Origin of the sequence: Acinetobacter sp. TR11, from assembly GCF_027105035.1 — a bacterium.
Lineage (GTDB): Bacteria > Pseudomonadota > Gammaproteobacteria > Pseudomonadales > Moraxellaceae > Acinetobacter.
In genome coordinates this window covers 1,167,817-1,189,698 of sequence record NZ_CP114256.1, presented here as the reverse complement: position 1 = coordinate 1,189,698, position 21,882 = coordinate 1,167,817, and the positions used below count along the sequence as shown (strand labels likewise).

The 21,882-nt window shown below is 38.8% G+C and carries 22 protein-coding genes; 10 read left to right on the top strand and 12 right to left on the bottom strand.

Going from position 1 to position 21,882, the window contains the following annotated elements:
• Positions 1-121 precede the first annotated feature (121 nt).
• From rpsF to alr, 5 genes are all read left to right on the top strand, one after another.
• Entirely contained in the window at positions 122-505 is a 384-nt protein-coding gene (rpsF, locus tag O1450_RS05750) for a 30S ribosomal protein S6 (protein WP_167248327.1), read from the top strand.
• Positions 506-516: 11 nt separating this feature from the next.
• Positions 517-744 carry a 30S ribosomal protein S18 gene (rpsR, locus tag O1450_RS05745; RefSeq protein ID WP_000090661.1) on the top strand — a complete coding sequence of 76 codons (228 nt, stop codon included), beginning with the start codon at positions 517-519 and terminating at the stop codon, positions 742-744.
• Positions 745-756: 12 nt separating this feature from the next.
• Positions 757-1,203, top strand: a complete 447-nt coding sequence (gene rplI / locus O1450_RS05740) for a 50S ribosomal protein L9 (RefSeq protein ID WP_004661365.1) — start codon at positions 757-759, stop codon at positions 1,201-1,203.
• A gap of 181 nt (positions 1,204-1,384) precedes the next feature.
• Entirely contained in the window at positions 1,385-2,830 is a 1,446-nt protein-coding gene (gene dnaB / locus O1450_RS05735) for a replicative DNA helicase (RefSeq protein WP_004661364.1), read from the top strand.
• Between the two features lie 57 nt (positions 2,831-2,887).
• Positions 2,888-3,958: an alanine racemase gene (gene alr, locus O1450_RS05730; protein ID WP_269230031.1), complete on the top strand. Its 1,071-nt coding sequence runs from the start codon at positions 2,888-2,890 to the stop codon at positions 3,956-3,958.
• Between the two features lie 45 nt (positions 3,959-4,003).
• Here the strand turns inward: alr and O1450_RS05725 are convergent, their stop codons facing one another.
• The 4 genes from O1450_RS05725 to O1450_RS05710 form a co-directional block, all read right to left on the bottom strand.
• Positions 4,004-4,738 carry a proteasome-type protease gene (locus O1450_RS05725; protein WP_004661362.1) on the bottom strand — a complete coding sequence of 245 codons (735 nt, stop codon included), beginning with the start codon at positions 4,736-4,738 and terminating at the stop codon, positions 4,004-4,006.
• Positions 4,739-4,755: 17 nt separating this feature from the next.
• The gene (locus tag O1450_RS05720; protein WP_269230030.1) at positions 4,756-5,535 is read right to left on the bottom strand and encodes a transglutaminase family protein; all 780 of its coding nucleotides are present in this window, start codon (positions 5,533-5,535) and stop codon (positions 4,756-4,758) included.
• The gene (locus O1450_RS05715; protein ID WP_269230029.1) at positions 5,532-6,134 is read right to left on the bottom strand and encodes an alpha-E domain-containing protein; all 603 of its coding nucleotides are present in this window, start codon (positions 6,132-6,134) and stop codon (positions 5,532-5,534) included. The genes O1450_RS05720 and O1450_RS05715 overlap by 4 nt, the downstream gene beginning before the upstream one ends.
• Before the next feature lie 85 nt (positions 6,135-6,219).
• Positions 6,220-7,770, bottom strand: a complete 1,551-nt coding sequence (locus O1450_RS05710) for a circularly permuted type 2 ATP-grasp protein (protein ID WP_269230028.1) — start codon at positions 7,768-7,770, stop codon at positions 6,220-6,222.
• A gap of 213 nt (positions 7,771-7,983) precedes the next feature.
• Between O1450_RS05710 and O1450_RS05705 the strand changes: the two genes are divergently transcribed.
• Positions 7,984-8,994: a helix-turn-helix transcriptional regulator gene (locus tag O1450_RS05705; protein ID WP_269230027.1), complete on the top strand. Its 1,011-nt coding sequence runs from the start codon at positions 7,984-7,986 to the stop codon at positions 8,992-8,994.
• 372 nt (positions 8,995-9,366) lie between these two features.
• Here O1450_RS05705 and O1450_RS05700 read toward each other — a convergent pair whose 3' ends face one another.
• From O1450_RS05700 to O1450_RS05685, 4 genes are all read right to left on the bottom strand, one after another.
• Positions 9,367-10,686, bottom strand: a complete 1,320-nt coding sequence (locus O1450_RS05700; protein ID WP_004661353.1) for an adenylosuccinate synthase — start codon at positions 10,684-10,686, stop codon at positions 9,367-9,369.
• A 60-nt stretch (positions 10,687-10,746) separates the two neighbouring features.
• The gene (locus tag O1450_RS05695) at positions 10,747-11,913 is read right to left on the bottom strand and encodes an ATP phosphoribosyltransferase regulatory subunit (RefSeq protein WP_269230026.1); all 1,167 of its coding nucleotides are present in this window, start codon (positions 11,911-11,913) and stop codon (positions 10,747-10,749) included.
• 442 nt (positions 11,914-12,355) lie between these two features.
• Positions 12,356-12,676, bottom strand: coding sequence for a hypothetical protein (locus tag O1450_RS05690; RefSeq protein WP_269230025.1), 321 nt, complete (start codon positions 12,674-12,676; stop codon positions 12,356-12,358).
• Between the two features lie 39 nt (positions 12,677-12,715).
• On the bottom strand, positions 12,716-13,741 hold the full coding sequence (locus O1450_RS05685; protein ID WP_269230024.1) for a type I glyceraldehyde-3-phosphate dehydrogenase: 1,026 nt from the start codon (positions 13,739-13,741) through the stop codon (positions 12,716-12,718).
• Between the two features lie 182 nt (positions 13,742-13,923).
• On the opposite strand from O1450_RS05685, the gene alaS reads away from it, so the two are divergent.
• The 3 genes from alaS (at position 13,924) to csrA (ending at position 18,465) form a co-directional block, all read left to right on the top strand.
• On the top strand, positions 13,924-16,614 hold the full coding sequence (gene alaS / locus O1450_RS05680) for an alanine--tRNA ligase (RefSeq protein ID WP_269230023.1): 2,691 nt from the start codon (positions 13,924-13,926) through the stop codon (positions 16,612-16,614).
• Positions 16,615-16,680: 66 nt separating this feature from the next.
• Positions 16,681-17,961: an aspartate kinase gene (locus O1450_RS05675; protein ID WP_269230022.1), complete on the top strand. Its 1,281-nt coding sequence runs from the start codon at positions 16,681-16,683 to the stop codon at positions 17,959-17,961.
• A gap of 240 nt (positions 17,962-18,201) precedes the next feature.
• On the top strand, positions 18,202-18,465 hold the full coding sequence (gene csrA, locus O1450_RS05670) for a carbon storage regulator CsrA (protein ID WP_004661337.1): 264 nt from the start codon (positions 18,202-18,204) through the stop codon (positions 18,463-18,465).
• A gap of 78 nt (positions 18,466-18,543) precedes the next feature.
• Here the strand turns inward: csrA and rnhB are convergent, their stop codons facing one another.
• The 3 genes from rnhB to O1450_RS05655 form a co-directional block, all read right to left on the bottom strand.
• A complete protein-coding gene (gene rnhB / locus O1450_RS05665) occupies positions 18,544-19,110 on the bottom strand; it encodes a ribonuclease HII (protein WP_269230427.1) in 567 nt (188 codons plus the stop codon).
• A 60-nt stretch (positions 19,111-19,170) separates the two neighbouring features.
• Complete coding sequence (locus O1450_RS05660; protein ID WP_269230021.1) at positions 19,171-19,446, bottom strand: hypothetical protein; 276 nt, start codon at positions 19,444-19,446, stop codon at positions 19,171-19,173.
• Between the two features lie 237 nt (positions 19,447-19,683).
• A complete protein-coding gene (locus O1450_RS05655; RefSeq protein WP_269230020.1) occupies positions 19,684-20,058 on the bottom strand; it encodes a hypothetical protein in 375 nt (124 codons plus the stop codon).
• Between the two features lie 216 nt (positions 20,059-20,274).
• Between O1450_RS05655 and O1450_RS05650 the strand changes: the two genes are divergently transcribed.
• Complete coding sequence (locus O1450_RS05650) at positions 20,275-20,829, top strand: cytochrome b (RefSeq protein WP_269230019.1); 555 nt, start codon at positions 20,275-20,277, stop codon at positions 20,827-20,829.
• Between the two features lie 43 nt (positions 20,830-20,872).
• On the opposite strand, the gene O1450_RS05645 is transcribed toward O1450_RS05650, so the two are convergent.
• Positions 20,873-21,871, bottom strand: a complete 999-nt coding sequence (locus tag O1450_RS05645) for an adenosine deaminase (protein ID WP_269230018.1) — start codon at positions 21,869-21,871, stop codon at positions 20,873-20,875.
• Positions 21,872-21,882 lie beyond the last annotated feature (11 nt).

Genomic DNA, 21,882 nt, shown 5'->3' with positions numbered 1-21,882 from the left:
TGCGATTTAAATGAAATGTGTCTAAAATCCCAGCTTCGCAATTTGCGACATAACTTTTTAGTTATGACTCCTTGCTTCTAACTTTTTAGTTAGGGGCTGCTTAAACCGTAAGGAGCTGACAATGCGTCACTACGAAATCGTACTACTGGTACACCCAGACCAAAGCGATCAAGTTGTAGGTATGGTTGAACGCTATATCTCTCAGATCAAAGAAGCTGAAGGTCAAATTCACCGTTTAGAAGATTGGGGCCGTCGCCAATTGGCTTACCCAATCAACAAGATTCACAAAGCACACTACATTCTTATGAATGTTGAATGTGGTCAAACGACTCTTGATGAATTAGAAGAATTGTTCCGTTATAACGATGCAATCATTCGTAACATCATTATCCGTCGTGAAAACGCAATTACTGAAGAATCTTTACTTGCTAAGAGTGCTGAAGAAAAACGTGCGCGTAAAGCTCAACGTGAAGAAGCACAACAAGCAATTCAAGAAGCTGAATAAGGAGAACCTCAATGGCACGTTTTTACCGTCGTCGCAAGTTCTGCCGCTTTACAGCTGAGAATGTTGCGTACATCGACTACAAAGATATCGACACTTTAAAACAGTACATCACTGAAAACGGCAAGATTGTTCCTAGCCGTATTACAGGTACTAAAGCTCGTTATCAACGTCAATTAGCGTTAGCTATTAAACAAGCTCGCTATTTGTCTTTGATTCCGTACACTGACAACCATAAGTAAGTGAGGTGAGCTGTGGACGTTATCTTATTACAACGCATTAAGAATCTTGGTAAATTAGGCGACAAAGTATCAGTTAAAGCTGGTTACGGTCGTAACTTCTTGATTCCTCAAGGTAAAGCAGTCGCTGCTACTGAAGCAAACACTTCTGCTTTTGAAGCACGTCGTGCTGAACTTGAAAGACAAGAAGCTGAAGTATTAGCTGCTGCGAATGCACGTGCTGAACAATTGAACGAAGTTAACATTGTAATCACTGCGAAAGCTGGTGACGAAGGTAAACTTTTCGGTTCTATCGGTACTCGTGACATCGCTGATGCTTTAACTAATGCTGGTCTTGTTGTTGACCGTGCAGAAGTTCGTTTACCAAACGGTGCGCTTCGTCACACTGGTGAATTCAACATCGCAATCCAATTGCACCATGATGTTGTTGCTGAAGTTCTCGTTACTATCGTATCTGAGTAATTTCTGCAAAGAAAAGAGCATGTTTTTACATGCTCTTTTTTTATGTCTAAAATTTTATATTTTAGTACACTCTACTTTTCCACCAATTAAACAATTTTCTTCCAATTAAATTCTCCTGTCTGCATCCATTTGGATTAAGATAGTCAGTCGTTACAGTTTCATCTTTTTATTAGGTCTTGTTATGTCACAGGCGAATGCCAATTTTACGAAAAATTCTCCAAACACAGAGAGTAAAGTGAGTGACTCAGGTCAATTAAAAGAATTTCGTACACCACCGCACAATCTCGCAATTGAACAAGCTGTATTAGCGGCGTTAATGACAGTTGCCGAATCATTTGAACAAGTCAGCGATTTGCTTAAAGAAAATGATTTTTATGCGACACGTCATAAATATATTTATCGTGCCATCGAAAAACTAGCACAAGAAAACTCGCCTTATGATGCTGTATTGGTCAATGATTGGTTACTCAAACAGAACCTGCTTGATGCAATTGGTGGTGAAGAATATTTAATGCAATTGATGGCAGATTCACCTTCAAGTTTTTATAATCTTGAAATCTATGCCAATAAAATTAAAGAATTTTCAACACTACGTGCAATGATTAAAGTCAGTAGTGATATTTTGCAAAATGCTTATGACACTAAAGGTCGCCCTGTCAGTGAGATCCTAGATTTAGCAGAAACCAGTATTTTCTCTTTGGCCGAACAGCATAACAATAACAAGAAAGATTCAGGGCCAAAATCGATTAGCTCTGTCACTGCTGATGTGATTTCTAAACTCGATGAACTTTCTAAATTAGATGGCAACATTACAGGTTTAACCACAGGTTTCTTAGAGTTAGATAATAAAACTTCAGGTATGCAAGCTGGGGATTTGATTATTGTTGCAGCCCGCCCTTCGATGGGTAAAACTACCTTTGCCATGAACTTAGTTGAAAGTGTACTGCAATACAACCGCTTACCTGCTCTCGTATTCTCAATGGAGATGCCAGCAGATTCGATTGCTATGCGTTTGATCTCAGCAATGGGTAAAGTCCATCAAGGTCATCTACGTTCAGGTAATCTTGATGCAGACGAATGGACCAAAGTCACAGGAACTATTCTTCAATTACAAGAAATGCACCTCTATATCGATGATTCCTCTGCTCTGCCGCCAACCGAACTTCGTGCGCGTGCGCGACGTATTGCCAAAATGCATGATGGAAAAATCGGCTGTATCATGGTCGACTACTTACAGTTGATGAAAGTGCCGGGCATGGGCGATAACCGTGTGGGTGAGATTTCCGAAATTTCTCGAAGCTTAAAAGCATTGGCCAAAGAAATGCAATGCCCTGTCATTGCACTGTCTCAGTTGAACCGTAGTTTGGAGAACAGACCAAATAAACGGCCTGTGATGTCAGACTTACGTGAATCAGGCGCAATCGAGCAAGATGCCGACTTGATCATGTTTATCTATCGTGATGAAGTCTATAACAAAGAGTCTAAAGAAGCTGGTACAGCCGAAATTATTATCGGTAAACAACGTAATGGTCCAATTGGTTCAGTGCGTCTTGCCTTTGAAGGTCAATACACTCGCTTTAGTAACCTTTCACCTGAGTTCTATGCTCAATACGATGACGAGGAATAGTCCCTCAGTTATTGATCTGCCTTAAATATTCCATGTCGACCCAAAGGAGAAATCAGGGTGCGCCAAGCAACAGTTTATATTGATAGTGATGCACTACAATATAATTTAAATCGTGTTAAACAACTTGCTCCACATTCAAAAATTGTCAGTATGGTCAAAGCCAATGCCTATGGACATGGAGTTAAAGACTGTTTAGCCGCCTTGGATGCAACAGATGCCTTTGGTGTCGCCTGTTTAGAAGAAGCTTTAGAGATCAGGCAACTCGGATATACTCAGCCAATCACCTTGATTGAGGGCATATTTTCAGAAGACGAAATGCAACAAGTAATTGAGTACAAACTCGAATGCCTGATTCATCAAAGTCAGCAAGTTGAATGGTTGATTCAGCATAAGCAAGCTTATAATGCTTTGGGCTTAAAAGTTTGGGTCAAGCTAAATAGCGGAATGAACCGTTTAGGCTTTAAAGTGACTGAAATTATCGATGTCATCCAACGTTTAAAATCGGAAGGCTTTAGCTGTGTCCTCACCATGCATTTTGCCAATGCAGATGCCGATCACCCTTTAAATGAACAACAAAAGCAGCAATTTCTCCATGTCAAAGAAGCATGCGCCCCTATCTTAGCATCGTGTTGTAACTCTGCTGCGATCTATAAATATCCTGAATTGCATTTCGATTTCGTTCGCCCAGGTATCATGCTTTATGGCGCAAGTCCATTTGCTGACAAAAATATATATGAACTTGATTTAAAGCCTGTAATGACCTTTAGTGCAGAAATCATTGCGCTCAATCAAATTCAACAAGGTGAATTTGTAGGATATGGTTCTAGCTTTACGGCTTCATACCCATCAAATATTGCCATTGTTTCCATTGGATATGGTGATGGTTACCCACGTGCTTATTTAAAACCAAATTTCGTTGCGATTGATCAACAACTTGTTCCTGTTATTGGTCGTGTCAGCATGGACATGATTGCGATTGACGTTACTCAGGTTAAAGCTGAATTAGGTACTACAGTAGAACTATGGGGCAAACATCGACTCGTCGATGATGTCGCTGCGGCAAACGGCACCATTGGTTACGAATTATTATGTCGGTTAAGTAATAGACCCATTCGAAAAGTGATTTAAAACAGATAAAAAATCCAAGCCTTTGCTTGGATTTTTCTTAGATGATTACAAACCATAATCAGTCGTAGGTTTTGGCAACTCTTGAAGTCCACGGCGTAAGGTTTCAGACCATTGCTTACTAATTTGAGTAAAATAAGGATCATCTTCTCGGATGCGTTTTCCTTCAGGGATTTTAAAACTATCTTTATGATAAACCAACGCGTCTAAAGGTAATCCAACAGAAACATTAGACCTTAATGTTGAGTCAAAAGAGATCAAACTGCAACGTAACGCATCATCCAATGGCATCGTATAGTGCAGTGCACGATCTAAAATTGGCTTTCCATATTTACTTTCACCAATCTGAAAATATGGTGTATCAGTAGTGGCACAAATAAAATTGCCTTGAGGATAGACATTATAAAGTTGCATCTCCTCACCTTGTATCTGTCCACCGACCAAAATACTACAGGAATAATTCATCTGTTCCTGAGTATCAGTCGTAACATCCTCAAGCACCTTACGCAAAGTCTTTCCAATTAATTCAGCAACTTCAAACATGGTATTTGCGCTATATAAATTTGGCTCTTGATGCAATGCTAAAGCATTTTGTAAATGACCAATGACAGCTTGAGTTGTTGCTAAATTACCTGCTGTTTGCAATGCAATAAAACGCTCACCTTCAACACCAAAGGTATGTAATTTACGAAATACAGAAATATGATCGACCCCTGCATTAGTTCGAGTATCACTAATCAATACCAAACCTTGCTCTAATCTTAATGCACAACAATAGGTCATCTCTTCTTCTCTTACCTTCAACAAGCCAAAACTTGAACCGTAGATATCATACTTTCCACCCCACCTTGCTCACGGATACCTCGAATTGGTGCAACATCTAGATAATCACGACCAACTGCGACATAAATATGATTTTTTGGGGTAAATATCTGGTTACTTACATCGAAACAATACCACTCATTTTCTACAAAAACCTCAGCCCATGCATGACTGGCTAGGTGCGGTTGATTTTCATCATAGATATAGCCAGATACATAACGAGCTGGTAAATGTAATCCACGACACATCGCAATTAAAATATGTGCATGATCTTGACATACACCCTGTCTTGCATGAAATGCATCAATTGCAGAAGTCGTCACTGAGGTGGTCTCAGGCTGGTACTGAACTTGTTGTAAAATTTTCTCAGATAAAAGTATTAAATGCTTACGATCTTTTACTTTGACCACTGCCTGAGCAAAATCAAGCATACTTAGATCGCAACACGTCATCATGGTACGCTGCAAAAAAAGCATTGGAGAAACATCCGTTTCTACATAACCGAGTTCTGTTGCATATAAATCAACGACACCTTGCGCCATAATGGTCAAGTAGCGATATTCATGTCTCTGAGTTGCAGTAATCCATAAATTATTAAATGCGTCTCTTTGACATGAATATTGTCCCGGCACACTAATATGCCAGTTTTCTATGCTTTGGTGCATAGAACTCTGCGGCATCATTTTAATCGATTGCACACTATTTCGAGCAACTTGCGTATAACGATAGTGCGTTTGATGATTCACCATGAGTTTCATGAGAATGCCTCAAATTGATTTTCTAGCTTATAGGTGAAAGCATAAAACTGATTTAAATAAGGTTGCTCTTTTAGAATCTGCCAATTTGGCTGCAAGTCATCCCAACCTAGTTCAAATAACTGTTCAATAATCGGATCAATCGAAGCTATAACATCCTGAATATTATGTTGAAAACGGAAATGCGTATCAATTTTTTCAATACATTGTCCAACATGAAAGAATAAGAAAACATCGTTTTGTTCTGTTTTTAAGAGAGCACAACACTTCCCTACGACGGCTTGAATCTCTTCACCATCAGATACTGCATTTTTAATTATATGATTCAGCTCAGCATAAGTATGAGCTGTCAGTAAACCACGTAATTCTTGAATATTATCTCGAGCAATCTCAAGCTGGCTCAATAAAGAATAGGGTTGTTGATGATCTAGCATAAAATTATTCAGATTATCAGCATCATCAATATGTAAACAAAGCGCTTGAGCAAAACCTGCTGCTTGTTCATCATCACAAAATGGCAAATGGCTAGCAACATGACCAATTCTAAATAAATAACGACCTAACCAATAAATATGATGAGCGCTTGAATTAAGTAAAACCATAAATGTCCTCCCTTATATATGATCAAATTTCCCAAAGTACGGCATTAGGCCAGATACTTTGGACTAAAACTCTTAAGGAAAACGTTCAAGAATGTAATGTTTCTACAACCCATGTATCTTTGATACCACCGCCTTGAGAAGAATTAACCACTAAAGAACCCGCTTGCATCGCAACTCGAGTCAGACCACCCGGCACAATCTCAGTACGGTAAGGAGAACTCAAAACGAATGGACGTAAATCAATATGTCGCTCAGCAACCCCTTCAGACGTTAATGTTGGTGCAACCGAAAGCGCTAAAGTGGGTTGCGCAATATATAAGTGTGGTGTTTCAATAATTTTTTGTCTAAATAGTTCAATTTGTTGCTGATCTGCTTGCGGCCCAATCAACATGCCATAACCACCCGAACCTTGAGCCTCTTTCACGACCAATTTTTCTAAATTATGAAGGACATAATCCAATTGTTCTTGGTCACGACATTGATATGTCGGAACATTATTTAAAATTGCTGTTTCACCCAAATAAAACTTAATCATTTTATCAACATAAGGATAAATTGATTTATCGTCAGCAACACCTGTACCTGGTGCGTTTGCAATCACAACATTTTTTTGCAAATAAGCCGACATCAAGCCTGCGACGCCTAATGTACTATCAGGTCTAAAAGTTAACGGATCAAGAAAGTCATCATCGACACGGCGATAGATCACATCAACTTGCTGACGACCACGAATTGTTTTAACAAACACTCGATCATTTTCAACAAATAAATCTCGACTTGTGACTAATGGCACATCCATTTCTCGTGCTAAAAATGAATGCTCATAATAAGCACTGTTAAAACGACCCGGTGTTAATACCACAATAAGTGGATTATCCACATAAGCATTCTCTTCTAAAATTGCTCTTAATAAAGTTGGATATTGTTCTATACCTTGCAAATTGTTACTGATGCACAAATCAGGCATTAGTTTTTGACTAATCTTACGACTCTCAATCATATAAGATACGCCAGACGGTGTTCTTAAGTTATCTTCAAGTACGAAGAAATCACCCTGACCATCACGAATAATATCAATACCGCTGATTTGTGAATAAACCTTCCCTTTAAGATGATGATTTAACATATGTGGCTGAAATGCTTCATGCGTAATCACTTGATCAGCAGGAATAAGCCCCTCTTTTAAAATATTTTGCCCATGATAAATATCATCCAAAAATGAATTGAGTGCTTTCACGCGTTGTGCACAACCTGATGAAATTTTTTCCCATTGTTTCTTTTCAATCACTCTTGGAATCAAATCATAAGGAATGGTTCGCTCAGCACCCTCTTGATCGCCGTAAACATTAAATGTGATTCCCTGATAAAGGAAATGTTGCTTCGCTTGATTCCCAAGTGTTCGTAACTCATCGAGACTTCGAATACTCAACCACTGTTCAATTTTTTTCGAAGCTTCCGCATTAAAACTTTTGTCATCAAGCATCTCGTTAAAAAACTCAGATTTAAGCTGTTCAAACAAGTTTGTGCTGACACTAAGCTGTGGGATAAATGTAGACGAATGGACTGATACCGCTGCCGTTTGCTCTTGAGTATAATAATCCGCACTGACATGTAGGTGGTGTTCTTGTTCTGACATAGAAACCTCGTCTCATCATTTATTTATATCTTAAATAAGCAATTTCAATGCCACTTATATAAAGCGATTATTTTTTTCATCAGACTTAAGATCATTCAATAAATCGACAGTTGTTTCAGTCGTAAATACGTAATCTCAAGATCATAGGCTTGCTAAATAGTGCTAGTTTTTTTATTGTGTCTGCTTTAGACCATTAAATTACGTATTACGCTTATGTCATCCGTACAAGAAAAAGAAACTTCCAATAGCCTTTATCGCCAATGGCAGATATTGTCTCGTCTTTCTACAGGGAAATGGATGGGGACACGTGAATTACAAGAAACATTACAACGTGAAGGAATCGAAATTAGCCTGAGAACCATTCAGCGGGATTTAAATCAGATTGCTCAACGCTTTCCCATTGAAAGCAATAAGACTGTACCGCAAGGTTGGCGTTGGCGTTCAGATGCACCAATCCAAAGCTTGCCACATATGACCAGCTCTCAAGCTGTAACTTTTATGATGGTAGAAGAGCATTTAAGACACTTACTTCCGCCAAGTTTACTTGAGGAAATGACACCTTGGTTTGATCTGGCAAAACGTAGTTTGTCTACACAAAACAATGTCAGACAATGGATCAATCGCGTTCGTATTGTTCCTGCTTCGCAACCATTAATCCCTCCGATGGTTGATAAACAAGCTCAACAAGCAATTTATGAAGGCTTGCTACAAGATAAACAAATTGAATGTGTATATAAAGCACGAACCAATTCAGGCGAAGATAAGTCCTATATTTTAAATCCTTTAGCTTTGGTTCAAAAAGGTGCAGTAATTTATTTAATCTGTACCAGAAATGATAAAACTGAAGTACAAACTTTTGCCTTGCACCGCTTTAAAGCAGCAACTGTACTTGATAGCCGTGCTTTACATCCCGTAAATTTTGATATTGATAACTATATTGAATCTGGTGCGCTTGGTTTCCGTGTAGATTACAACAAACCGACTGAACAGATTCAACTCAAATTGACGATGACAGAAAATACAGCAAAAAGTTTTTATGAAAGTCAGTTAAGTAAAGACCAAAAGATTACGCCGTTAGAAGAAAATATTGTTGAGGTTAGTGCAACAGTTCCTTTTACTTCTCAACTGGTTTGGTGGCTCAGAAGCTTTGGCAAAAAACTACTAAATATTGAACCTACTGCTGCTTATAATGCAGTGAAAGAGGTTGAGGAAAATACTGAATAAAAAAGAGAACCTTTCAGTTCTCTTAAATCTTTTATCAGTCTTATGTTTAAGCTTAAGGTTTGTTCTTATTATATTAAACATGTTCAAACCAATTTCGCTCCCCGCCCGATCAAAATTGGTTTGTACCTCATTCATCACTTTGGATTGAATTAACATTGGCATGCTAATTCATATCCATTGTAACGGATTCTCTTTTTCGTCATCATTAAAGCCCTCTTTGTTTGAATGTATCGTTAATATAACGAGGATTTTTTAAGCTGTGAAATAATAAAGATTGAAATCAAAAGCTGATTTTTTGCTAGGCCGTTTGAATAACTAAATCTATAAAATAAAAAAGCTCCCATACGGGAGCTTTTCAATCCTCACATCAGCTTATGCTGAAAATGGATGACGTAATACAATTGTTTCCGCACGGTCTGGACCTGTAGAAACAATATCAATTGGGCATTCAATTAACTGCTCAAGACGTTTCACATAAGCCAATGCATTTGCAGGAAGTTGATCAATTTGAGTCAAACCAACAGTTGATTCACTCCAACCTGGCATTGTTTCATAGATTGGTTTTAAGCTTTCAAATGAAATTGCATCAGAAGAACCTGCACAGCCTGAATCAACATCTTCATAACCTACACAGATTTTGATTTCTTCTAAACCATCTAATACATCAAGCTTAGTCAAGCAAATGCCAGATAATGAGTTTACTTCAACTGAACGACGTAGGATTTCAGCATCGAACCAGCCACAACGACGTTGACGACCAGTAGATGCACCAAATTCGTGACCCACAGTACCTAAATGACGACCAATCGCATCACCCGTATCTGTAGCAGCATCGTAGTGCAACTCAGTTGGGAATGGACCAGCACCAACACGTGTTGTATATGCTTTAGTAATACCTAATACATAATCTAAATGTAATGGGCCCATACCAGAACCAGAACTTACGCCACCAGCGGTTGTATTAGAACTTGTTACAAACGGATAAGTACCATGATCGATGTCAAGTAACGAACCTTGAGCACCTTCAAACATAATTGACTTACCTTCTTTACGGTAATCATGTAACACTTTGGTCACGTCAATCACTAATGGTGCAAGCACTTCACGCCATTGATTACAAAGCTCAAGTACATCTTCAAACTTCACTTCATCAACACCGTAGAATTGAGAAAGTTGGAAGTTATGCAGCTCTAGCATTTCCTTAAGTTTTTCTTCAAGTAATGCGCCACCACGAATTAAATCAGCTACACGTACAGCACGACGTGCAACTTTATCTTCATAAGCTGGACCAATGCCACGACCTGTTGTACCAATTTTGGCATTACCACGTTTTTTCTCACGTGCTTGGTCTAGTGCAATATGGTTTGGCAAAATTAAAGGACAGTTTGGTGAAATACGTAAACGCTCTTTAACAGGTACGCCTTCCGCTTCCAGAATTGCCATTTCTTTAATTAATGCTTCAGGAGAAAGAACAACACCATTCCCGATTAAGCACAATACGTTTTCACGTAAAATACCTGATGGAATGAGGTGTAATACAGTCTTCTTACCACCGACGACAAGTGTGTGACCTGCATTGTGTCCACCTTGATAGCGTACGACCGCAGCCGCCTGATCTGTGAGCAGGTCGACGATCTTACCTTTACCCTCGTCGCCCCATTGGGTACCCAGTACCACAACATTTTTGCCCATAATAGCCTCATTACATCATGCTGTTAAAATTGGAAGCTAAGTTTTTTTTAAACTTAGCAATTAAATTTTTTCAATTACCCATTGCCCATTTTGCGACACCATTTGATGCGTCGCACAAGGTACAGAGCTTAAATCATCATTACCTAACAATTGCACTACACTTAAACCTTGAGTACGTGCATCAGCAATTGCATTCAATAGATCTTGTTGATTGCCTTTAGGAGCGACAACTGTTTCAATTTCAGCAAATTGTGTAGCGCCTAAAGCATATAAATCACAACTAAAACCTGTTGCTGGACGAGCACGACCAAAGTGCTCACCAATACCATCATAACGCCCACCCTGAGCAAGTGGCGCAGCGCGATTAGGCGCATAAATGGCATACATCAAACCCGTATGATAGTGGTAACTACGCAGTTCAATGACATCTATACCAATATCAAGACTAGACCAGCGAGATCTTATTTCTGCAAAAGTTGTTCTCAATGCATCAAACGCATTTTTAAAATCAACATCATTTAAAACATCTGGACTTAAATGTGCTTGCAAAGCTTCTAGATCGCTCGCATAACGACCTAGAGCATAAAAATCAGTACCCATTGGCAAGTCTTGAGTAAATTCTTCTAATTCTGGTAAAGCCTTACGCTGATATAAATCAGACAGCTGATTTTCAGTATTTTTATTTAAACCAGCACGCTTAACCAGACTACGGAATAAACCAACATGACCTAAGTCTAGGTGAACACCTTGTAAACTATCTGTTTTTTCCAACAAACCAAGCATAACATCAATCATTTCGACATCAGCTTCGATGCTGTCATGACCATATAGCTCCGCACCCAACTGGAGTGGAGCGCGTGTTGCATTAAAGTTTTGCGGTTTTGTATGAAGGACTGTACCTGCATAGCAATAACGAGCTACACCTTCAATTGGTCGAACATGCGCATCAATACGTGCAACTTGCGGTGTCATATCCGCTCGGACACCAAGCAAACGACCTGAAAGTTGATCAATAACTTTAAATGTAACCAAATCTAAGTCTTGATTTGATTCTGAAAGTGAAGATAACGATTCGATGTATTCAATAAATGGTGTATATACCAATTGATAACCGCGAACTGCAAGAAAATCTAATGCTTGTCTACGCAAAGCTTCAACAACTTGCGCTTGTTCGGGCAATACATCTGCTACCCCATCAGGGAGCAACCATGTCTCTGAAATGGTCATGTTCAAACCTAAAATCTGTTCAATGTGGAGGCATCCACACAAAAAGCAACCACATAAAAAAATCGGGTGAATGCCCGATTCAGCGTAGTGTAGCACGAAGATTTATATGATGCACCTGAGAATTTGAAGAAATGTGATTGATTCAATTCTCTTTATCTTGAATCTTTAAACTACAATTAACGAGTTAATTCAATAGATTGAAATTAGTCAATCAATATATCAAACCTAAGGTTTTTATATAAGATTCGGCCAATATTTGAACGACCAATTCCAATATACCTCAGTATAAATAAAGTAAAGAAGAACACTTGCTCATAAATCTGAACATAATTTTTTGGAAAAATCACATATTGTCTATAGAATGACAATCAATTGTTTTAGTCCACTAAATCTTTTGTATTTTGGTTTTTTATACTCAAAATTTCATAAGAGTATTGCTAAATTAGAGACCTTTATTATTACCGCCCTTCACCACGATTTCCAACACATTCACTAACTCAGCATTTTGTTTCTCCAATGCTGCGATATTTGCCACAGTTCTATCTAAAACTTCTTGTTGTACATGCATCTTCTTTGCTAAATCTTGCATAATTTCCAAACTCTTTTTTAGATGCAACTCTAGATGTACAACTTTTCCCTCAAGTTGTAAAACGTGTGTATCTTGGTTTGGTACTATTGTTGATGTCTTAAACTGAAACCAAAATAAAAAAGCAACAGCCACCAATAAAACAATCAGGAAGCCCCAAATCAACATCAATGTCATAATTTTATCCTCAAATTTTATTTCTAATATATGATCTATTTAACGACAAAAAGATTCACACAAATCAAGTAAACGATTCGCATATCCCCATTCATTATCATACCACGCAAACACTTTGGCTTGATGACCCACCACCATGGTTTGAGTTAAATCGACGATTAAAGAATAGGGCGAATGATTAAAATCACTTGAAACCAAATCTTCATCTGTCACTTGCATAATCTGCGCATAATCAAGTTGTGCCGCTTTGCTCAATACTTGATTAATTTTATGCACTGTAATGGCTGAATGCGAGACAAAACTCAAATCAATTGCTGCGACATTAATGGTTGGAACACGAATAGAATAACCATCAATTCGGCCTTCCATTTTTGGCATCACTTGTTTTAATGCCCCTAATGCGCTCGAAGTTGTTGGAATAATATTTTGTCCTGAAGCGCGCGCACGACGTAAATCTCGGTGTGCGTGATCTAATACCGATTGATCTGCTGTAACCGCATGGATTTCTGTCATTAATGCCGTATCAATACCAAAAGCATCATCAATAATTTTAACTAATGGTACTAATGCCTGTGTGGTACATGAAACACTGGAAATAATTTGATCAGTTGCTTTCACATCATTGTGATTGACACCATAGACAATTGCAGCATCGACCGAATCAAAAGGCGCAGCCCCAATAATGACCCGCTTTGCCCCTGCTTCGACATGGCGAGTTGCATCAGCACGTGAACGGAATAGACCTGTACATTCCAATACCACATCTATTTTTAAATCTGCCCAAGAGAGCAATTCAGGTTGTGCTTGCTTAAAGACTTGTAATTTTAACTGTCGTTGATTGGACTGAATATTTAAAAATATCTGCTCATTTTCAATCTGAATTTCAACTTGACCTGCAAAACGTCCATGGGTGGTATCGTATTTAAACAAATGTACCAAAGTTTGTACGTCTGCAATGTCGTTGATTGCGACGATATCAAACTGAAATTGCTTTGGACTCTCAAACCACGCACGTAATACATTTCGACCAATTCGACCAAATCCATTAATAGCGATACGTTGCATGCAGAGCCCTTATTCATCAAAACATCATCTTTTCTATGCTATATGGTAAAACATGAACAGCGCTATTGAATATAGATTTTTAGCTTAAACACAGTTTTATATGATATTGCTTGTAAAATCGTTGGTTGGACTGGTATTTTCCGTTATAATTTAGCACTTTTTAAAATTATGGACGCTTGGTTGTGAGTACTCGTTTTATGACATCCGCTGAAATCCGTGAAGCATTTTTGCGTTACTTCGAATCGCAAGGGCATACACGTGTTGCTTCGAGTTCTCTCGTTCCTGCCAACGACCCAACTTTGCTATTTACCAATGCTGGTATGAACCAGTTTAAAGACTGTTTCTTAGGTTTAGAAAAGCGCGATTATGTACGTGCTGTTTCATCACAAAAATGTGTGCGTGCAGGCGGTAAACACAATGACCTCGACAACGTAGGTTATACCGCACGTCATCATACTTTCTTTGAAATGTTAGGTAACTTCTCTTTCGGTGATTATTTCAAACAAAATGCACTGAAATTTGCTTGGGAATTTTTAACCAGCGAACAATGGTTAGGCTTACCGAAAGATCGTTTATATGTCACGGTTTATCATACCGATGATGAAGCATTTGATATCTGGAACAAAGAAATCGGAATCGATGCTGAACGTATCATTCGTATTGGCGATAACAAAGGTGGCAAATACGCATCTGATAACTTCTGGGCAATGGGCGATACAGGTCCTTGTGGTCCATGCTCTGAAATCTTCTATGATCATGGCGATCATATCTGGGGTGGTTTACCAGGTTCACCTGAAGAAGATGGCGACCGTTTCATCGAAATCTGGAACAACGTTTTCATGCAGTTTAACCGTACTGCGGATGGTGTAATGCACCCTCTTCCAGCACCATCTGTAGATACAGGTATGGGCTTGGAGCGTATTTCTGCTGTATTGCAACATGTAAATTCAAACTACGAAATTGACCTGTTCCAACACTTATTAAAAGCAGCTGCTGAAATCATTGGTTTAGATACCACTGCAATTGAGGCTGAAGCGCAAGGTCAAAATAAACCAGTTGAATACCCAGCTTCTTTAAAAGTGATAGCAGATCATGCACGTTCATGCTCATTCTTGATTGCTGACGGTGTAAACCCTTCAAATGAAGGCCGTGGTTATGTGTTACGTCGTATCATTCGTCGTGCAGTGCGTCATGGTAACAAGCTCGGTGCGACTGGTTCATTCTTCTACAAAATGTTACAACCTCTGATTGAAGTCATGGGTGAAGCATATCCTGAACTTGCTGCACAGCAAGCACGCATTGAAGCACAATTGCTTAAAGAAGAAGAGCAATTTGCTAAAACACTTGAACAAGGCTTGAAATTACTTGAAGGTGAATTGGCTCAACTTAAAGGTAATGTGATTGCTGGTGAAACTGTATTTAAACTTTATGATACATATGGTTTCCCGACTGACTTAACTGCTGATATCGCACGTGAGCGTGATCTTACGATTGACGAAGCTGGCTTCGAAGTTGAAATGGCTGCTCAGCGTCAACGTGCACGTGATGCAGGTAAGTTTGCAGTTGATTACAACAGCATTGTTAAAGTTGAAGGTGAAACTCAATTTGATGGCTATGATGCAACTCAAGGCCAAGGTCAAATTGTTGCAATCTATAAAGATGGCGTTCAGGTTGATGAAATCAACGAAGGTGACGAAGCACTCATCGTATTGAACCAAACCCCTTTCTATGCAGAAAGCGGTGGTCAAATCGGTGATACAGGTATTTTCAAAAACGATACAGGTATTTTCGAAGTTCAAGATACCAAAAAATCTGGTGGTGCTTTTGTACACCAAGGTCTCGTGACCATGGGTAGCCTCAAAGCAACTCAGAATGTTGAAGCAACCGTTAAAGCGGATATTCGTGCTGCAACAGCGCGCAACCACTCTGCCACTCACCTTCTCCATGCAGCTTTACGTCAAATCTTAGGTGATCACGTTCAGCAAAAAGGTTCTTTGGTTGCAAGCGATATTTTACGTTTCGACTTTGCCAATGACCAACCTGTTTCATTTGAACAATTGCAACAGATTGAACGTTTAGTCAATGCCGAAGTGATTGCCAACACTCCTGTAACAACTGAACTGCTCGATATTGAATCAGCTAAAACGAAAGGCGCGATGATGCTGTTCGGTGAAAAGTATGGTGAAGAAGTTCGCGTACTGTCTATGGGTTCAGTGATTGAAGATAAAAACTTCTCAATCGAACTGTGTGGTGGGATTCACGTTAAACGTACAGGTGACATTGGTTTATTCAAAATCACTTCTGAAGGTGGTGTCGCTGCGGGCGTTCGCCGTATTGAAGCCGTGACGGGTACGAAAGCACTTGAAACAGTTCAAAAAGCAGAAACAGATATCCAAATCATTAACGGTTTGTTGAAAGCGCAAAAAGACCAAACTGTAGAGAAAGTTGAAGCAATTGTTGAAACTGCTTCTAGCCTACAAAAGCAAATCGAACAATTGAATCAAAAATTAGCCAGCTTCCAAGCGGCTGAGCTTTTAGATCAAGTGAAAGAAATTGCGGGTCGTCAAACGCTTATCACATCGGTAAAAGGTTTAGATGCCAAATCATTACGCAATCTTCATGACAGCGTAAAATCAAAATTGGAAGATGCAGTCATTATTTTAGCTGGTGTTGAAGGTGATAAAGTGAGTTTAATCGCATCCGTCGCTAAACAATACGCTGCAACTCTAAAAGCAGGTGACATCATCAAACATTTAGCTCAAGAGCTTGGTGGCAAAGGTGGTGGTAAACCTGACTTAGCACAAGGTGGCGCGCCACTTAACGAGAAGTTTGATCAAGTGATTGCAGCATTGCCTGCTTGGCTTGAGCAATAATAACAACTTCACTTTTGTGTAACTGACCCTGATGCCTCTCAGGGTCATGGCTTATATGGAACAACTATGGCATTAATCGTTCAAAAATATGGCGGTACCTCTATGGGTACTCCTGAGCGCATTTTAAATGTTGCTCATCGTGTCAAGCGTTGGCATGATCATGGTCACAAAGTGGTCGTGGTTGTATCGGCAATGAGTGGTGAAACCAACCGCTTACTTGCGCTTGCTAAAGCCATTACTAGCACCCCTAACCCACGTGAACTTGATCAAATGGTGTCTACGGGTGAACAAGTAACGATTTCCATGTTAGCTATGGCACTGAATTCAATTGGTGTAGAAGCTAAATCATACACTGGACGTCAAGTTGGGATTAAAACTGACAGCGCGTTTACCAAAGCACGTATCGAATCAATTGATACTGATGTAATGACCAATGATTTAGACGCTGGTCGTGTGATTGTTGTCGCTGGTTTCCAAGGTTTTGATGCTGAAGGTAATATCACAACATTAGGTCGTGGTGGTTCAGATACCTCTGGCGTAGCACTTGCAGCCGCTTTAAAAGCAGATGAATGCCAAATTTATACAGATGTGGATGGTGTTTATACCACTGATCCTCGTGTAGCACCTAAAGCGAAAAAAGTTGACCGTATCTCTTTTGAAGAAATGCTTGAAATGGCATCTTTAGGTTCAAAAGTTTTACAAATTCGTTCGGTTGAATTCGCAGGCAAATATCAGGTTCCATTACGTGTATTATCAAGCTTTGATAATGACAATGACGGCGCATTTGATGAAGATTTCAAACAAAACGTAGGCACACTAATCACGACTGAGGCAGAAGACGACATGGAACAACCAATTATTGCAGGCATTGCATTTAACCGTGACGAAGCAAAATTAACGATTTTGGGTGTTCCAGATGAACCGGGCATTGCCTCTAAAATCTTATCACCGATTAGTGATGCCAACATTGAAGTGGATATGATTATCCAAAATGTTGAAGAAGATGGTACTACTGATTTTACCTTTACTGTAAATCGCAATGATCTTGCTAAAGCTAAAGCAATCTTGGATCAAACAGCAAGCAGCATAGAAGGCTGTGAAGTTGTCACTCGCGATGACATCGTAAAAGTGTCTATTGTTGGTGTAGGTATGCGCTCACATGCTGGTGTAGCAAGCAAAATGTTTACAGCTCTTGCAGATGAAAGCATTAATATCCTCATGATTTCTACTTCAGAAATTAAGATTTCTGTCATCATTGAAGAAAACTACCTAGAGCTTGCTGTACGTTGCCTACATACTGCTTTTGGTTTAGACCGTGAACATGGCGAAAGCAGCGCACGTGCTTAATTCATAGCACAATAAGCATATTTACTTTCAAGTAAATAGTAAAAAATACAGAGCCACTATAGTTTTTATTACAGTGGCTCTGTTATATTAAGTTGTGAGGTTTTTCAGAAGAACTTGGCAGAACTTACGAAAAAAAGCTGTTTTTTACATATTTCTGTTAGAATTTTCTGTATATTAAGGCTGTGCTTTCAAACAATGAATTCCCTGTCGCAAGTTTAAGCGTTTAGCAAGGAGATAAACATGCTGATTCTGACCCGTCGTGTCGGAGAAACATTAATGATTGGGGATCAAGTCAGTGTTACTGTGCTTGGCGTAAAAGGTAATCAGGTGCGTATTGGTGTAAATGCTCCAAAAGAAGTTTCCGTGCATCGTGAGGAAATTTACCAACGTATCCAACATGAACGTGCTATGCATGAGCATTTACAACATCTTGATCAAGATTATCAACTTTCTTTTGAAGAAGATAATAACGATTTCACTCGACATAATAACTTCAATCGTTAATGTACAGAATTCTTCTCTAACAATTAAAGCGACTAATCTTTAGTCGCTTTAATTGTTTATGGAGACTCAATTATATATTTATAAACCCAGTGCTTTTTTTACTGGCGCATAACTACGACGATGTTGATCAATCACGCCATACGCTGCAATTGCTTCAAAATGTGCTTTAGTTGGATAGCCTTTATGTTTTGCAAAACCATAATTAGGGTATTGCTGATCTAGTTCATGCATTTGACGGTCACGTGTTACTTTAGCCAAGATACTTGCTGCACTAATCTCAGCATGGCTTGCATCCCCACCAACAATCGCTTCACACGATATTTCAATTCCTTTCGGAATTTGGTTGCCATCAACAATCACTTTTTCAGGCAAAATGTTTAAAGCATCTACAGCACGACGCATGGCTAAAAAAGTTGCCTGTAAAATATTAATTTCGTCAATTTCTGCGTGAGAAGCTTCTGCAATTGACCAAGCTAAGGCTTTCTCTTGAATTTCTAAGAAAAGTTTTTCACGTTTCTTTTCAGTTAATTTTTTAGAATCATTTAAACCCTCAATCGGATTATTGGGATCTAAAATTACCGCAGCAGCAACAACTGAACCTACCAAAGGCCCACGCCCTGCTTCATCTACACCAGCAACAAACATGATATTACTCACAAAGATCAGCTGCTTCAGAGCAACTAATTACAACTTATTTAAACTGTTCTATTTTATCACTTCTGATACACAAGCGTTCATCGTTTTTGCGACAGCAACGCCTGTTAATGCTGTTCTAGCTTTTGAATCCACTGCCGCTAAAGCAAGCTCTGATGGAGATAATACAGTAGGTGCATTTTTACCAATACATTTACAAATTTGCTTTTTTTTCTGTTGTTTTTGGTTCTTGGTCATTAATTTACTCGCAACTTTCCAATCCGCGGAATCATCAAGATCATGTTTACATTTTGTTTGGGCAGCAACTTGAATGGCTGAATTTACCATGTGGGAACTATGTTGCTCGGCATTTTGCGCTACACATAATGATGAGATAAAAGTCAAAACTAAAGCAAAAAAAATTTATGGTTATACATGCACTCACCTTATTGTATTATTTATAATGAGTTTTAAATCTTATTCTACATTTCAGATAACATAATTAAAGTTTACAAAATAAACATAACCTTATTGCGATCAATTGAAATAAGACCAATTTAATCACCAGTCTTATCTCTAAACTCATTATTTTCTCAACACCTCTGCGACACAGGCATTTACTGTTTTAGAAACAACTTGATTCACAATCGTTGCACGTGCCGTAGGATCAATCGCAGCTGTTGCCAATTCAATCGTCGTTACACTATTTGGTGCTTTTTCACTAACACAGCCACATACATTCGTCTGAATGTTTTCACGTTGCTCAGATGTCATTAAACGAGTTGCTGTTTTCCATGCGGGTAATGTATGTATTTCATTAATACATTTCGCATTCACTGCAATTTTTAATGCCGTCACACCCAACTGCTGAGATGTTGTTGCAGTGGAATTATTAGTATTTGGCGCAACACAACCATTTAAAGCAAATAACATAGGCACAATAAAAAATAATTTTTTCACGAACTCAAACCTGTATCCAAAATTTTAGCACGCGTATTGTGCCTAAAGGATCACTTGAAAGAAATGACTGTGTAGATTCTTTACATAATATAACAATGACGTTGCATTCCACTTACTGTTCCAAGCATAAAACGCTCTGTTACATATACGCTGTATATGAAGAAAAATGAGCTATTTAAAATTGTAAAACTCATATCTCACCGCTAGGATGTTGCGATGTCAACCTCAGCACAATATTACACACGCACAGCGCAAATTTTACACTGGCTGATGGCGGTTATTTTTATCACTGCTTGGCTGATCGGCTTTTATAGTGGCAATTTTCTCAGCTATGACGTTGATGGAAGCTTTAAAGGGAATGTTATTACACTACATAAAAATATAGCGACCACCATTATCTTTCTGGTTGTGATTCGAATTTTTTGGCGTTATACCCACCCTGCACCACAGCTACCTGACACAATGTCTCCGACCATGAAAATATTGGCACATGTTGGGCATTTCTTATTATATCTCATGCTACTCGCACTACCCATTACAGGCTGTTTATTTAGTTGGAGTGCTGGACATCCAGCTCCTGTTTTATATTTATTTGAAATTCCTCGCTTAGTTCAAGACAATCCTGACCTGCTTGAAATCGTGAAACCATTACACATTTATCTTTCTTGGTTTGCAGGTTTACTTATTGTTGGTCATGCTTTAGCAGCAATAAAACATCACATCATTGATAAAGATAATGTCTTATTGAGTATGTTGCGCCAACCTAAATAAATCCTGACACATAAAAAAACCGCTTAACGCGGTTTTTTTACATTTAAATCTTTTTCACTTCCGCAATCCATTTCTGTTTCTCGTCATCAGAAATAAAGGACGCCTCAAAAGAGTTAATTGCAAGTTGCTTAAGCTCATCATTCGATAAATCTAAAGCCTGCTGAATTGCTACAAAGTTATCATTCATATAACCACCGAAATATGAAGGATCATCCGAGTTTACAGTAACATGCACACCCTTTTGTAATAAACGGCGAATGTTGTGCTCACCCATGTCTTTTACAACACAAAGCTTTAAGTTACTTAAAGGACAAACTGTTAAAGGCATTTTCTCAGCGATTAAACGCGCCATTAAGCGCTCATCTTCTTCAGAACGCACACCATGATCAATACGGTTTACTTTTAACAAGTCTAAAGCTTCCCAGATATATTCTGGTGGGCCTTCTTCACCCGCATGTGCCACGATCAAGAAACCAGCTTCACGGGCTTTAGCAAATACACGCTCAAATTTTGCTGGAGGATGTCCAACTTCACTCGAATCTAAACCAATTGCAATAATGTCATCTTTAAATGGCAAGGCTTGCTCAAGTGTTTCAAATGCTTTTTCTTCACTTAAATGACGCAAGAAGCACATGATCAATTCAGAACTAATCCCTAATTTTTCCTGAGCATCTTTACAAGCTCGCTTTAAACCTGCCAGTACCGTTGCAAATTCAACCCCACGCTCAGTATGTGTTTGTGGATCGAAGAACATCTCTGTATGCACGACACGATCTTCAGCACATTTCTCAAAATATGCCCAAGCCAGATCATAAAAATCTTGTTCATACACCAGCACGTTCGCACCAGCATAATAAATATCTAAAAAAGATTGAAGATTATGAAAGTTATACGCTTGCTTTACTTCTTCAACCGATTGATAAGGAATCTGAATCTGATTACGCTGTGCAATTGCAAACATCAGTTCTGGTTCAAAAGTCCCTTCAATATGCACATGCAATTCGGCTTTGGGTAAAGCACGAATCAGCTCGACTTGATTCATATTAACTCCAG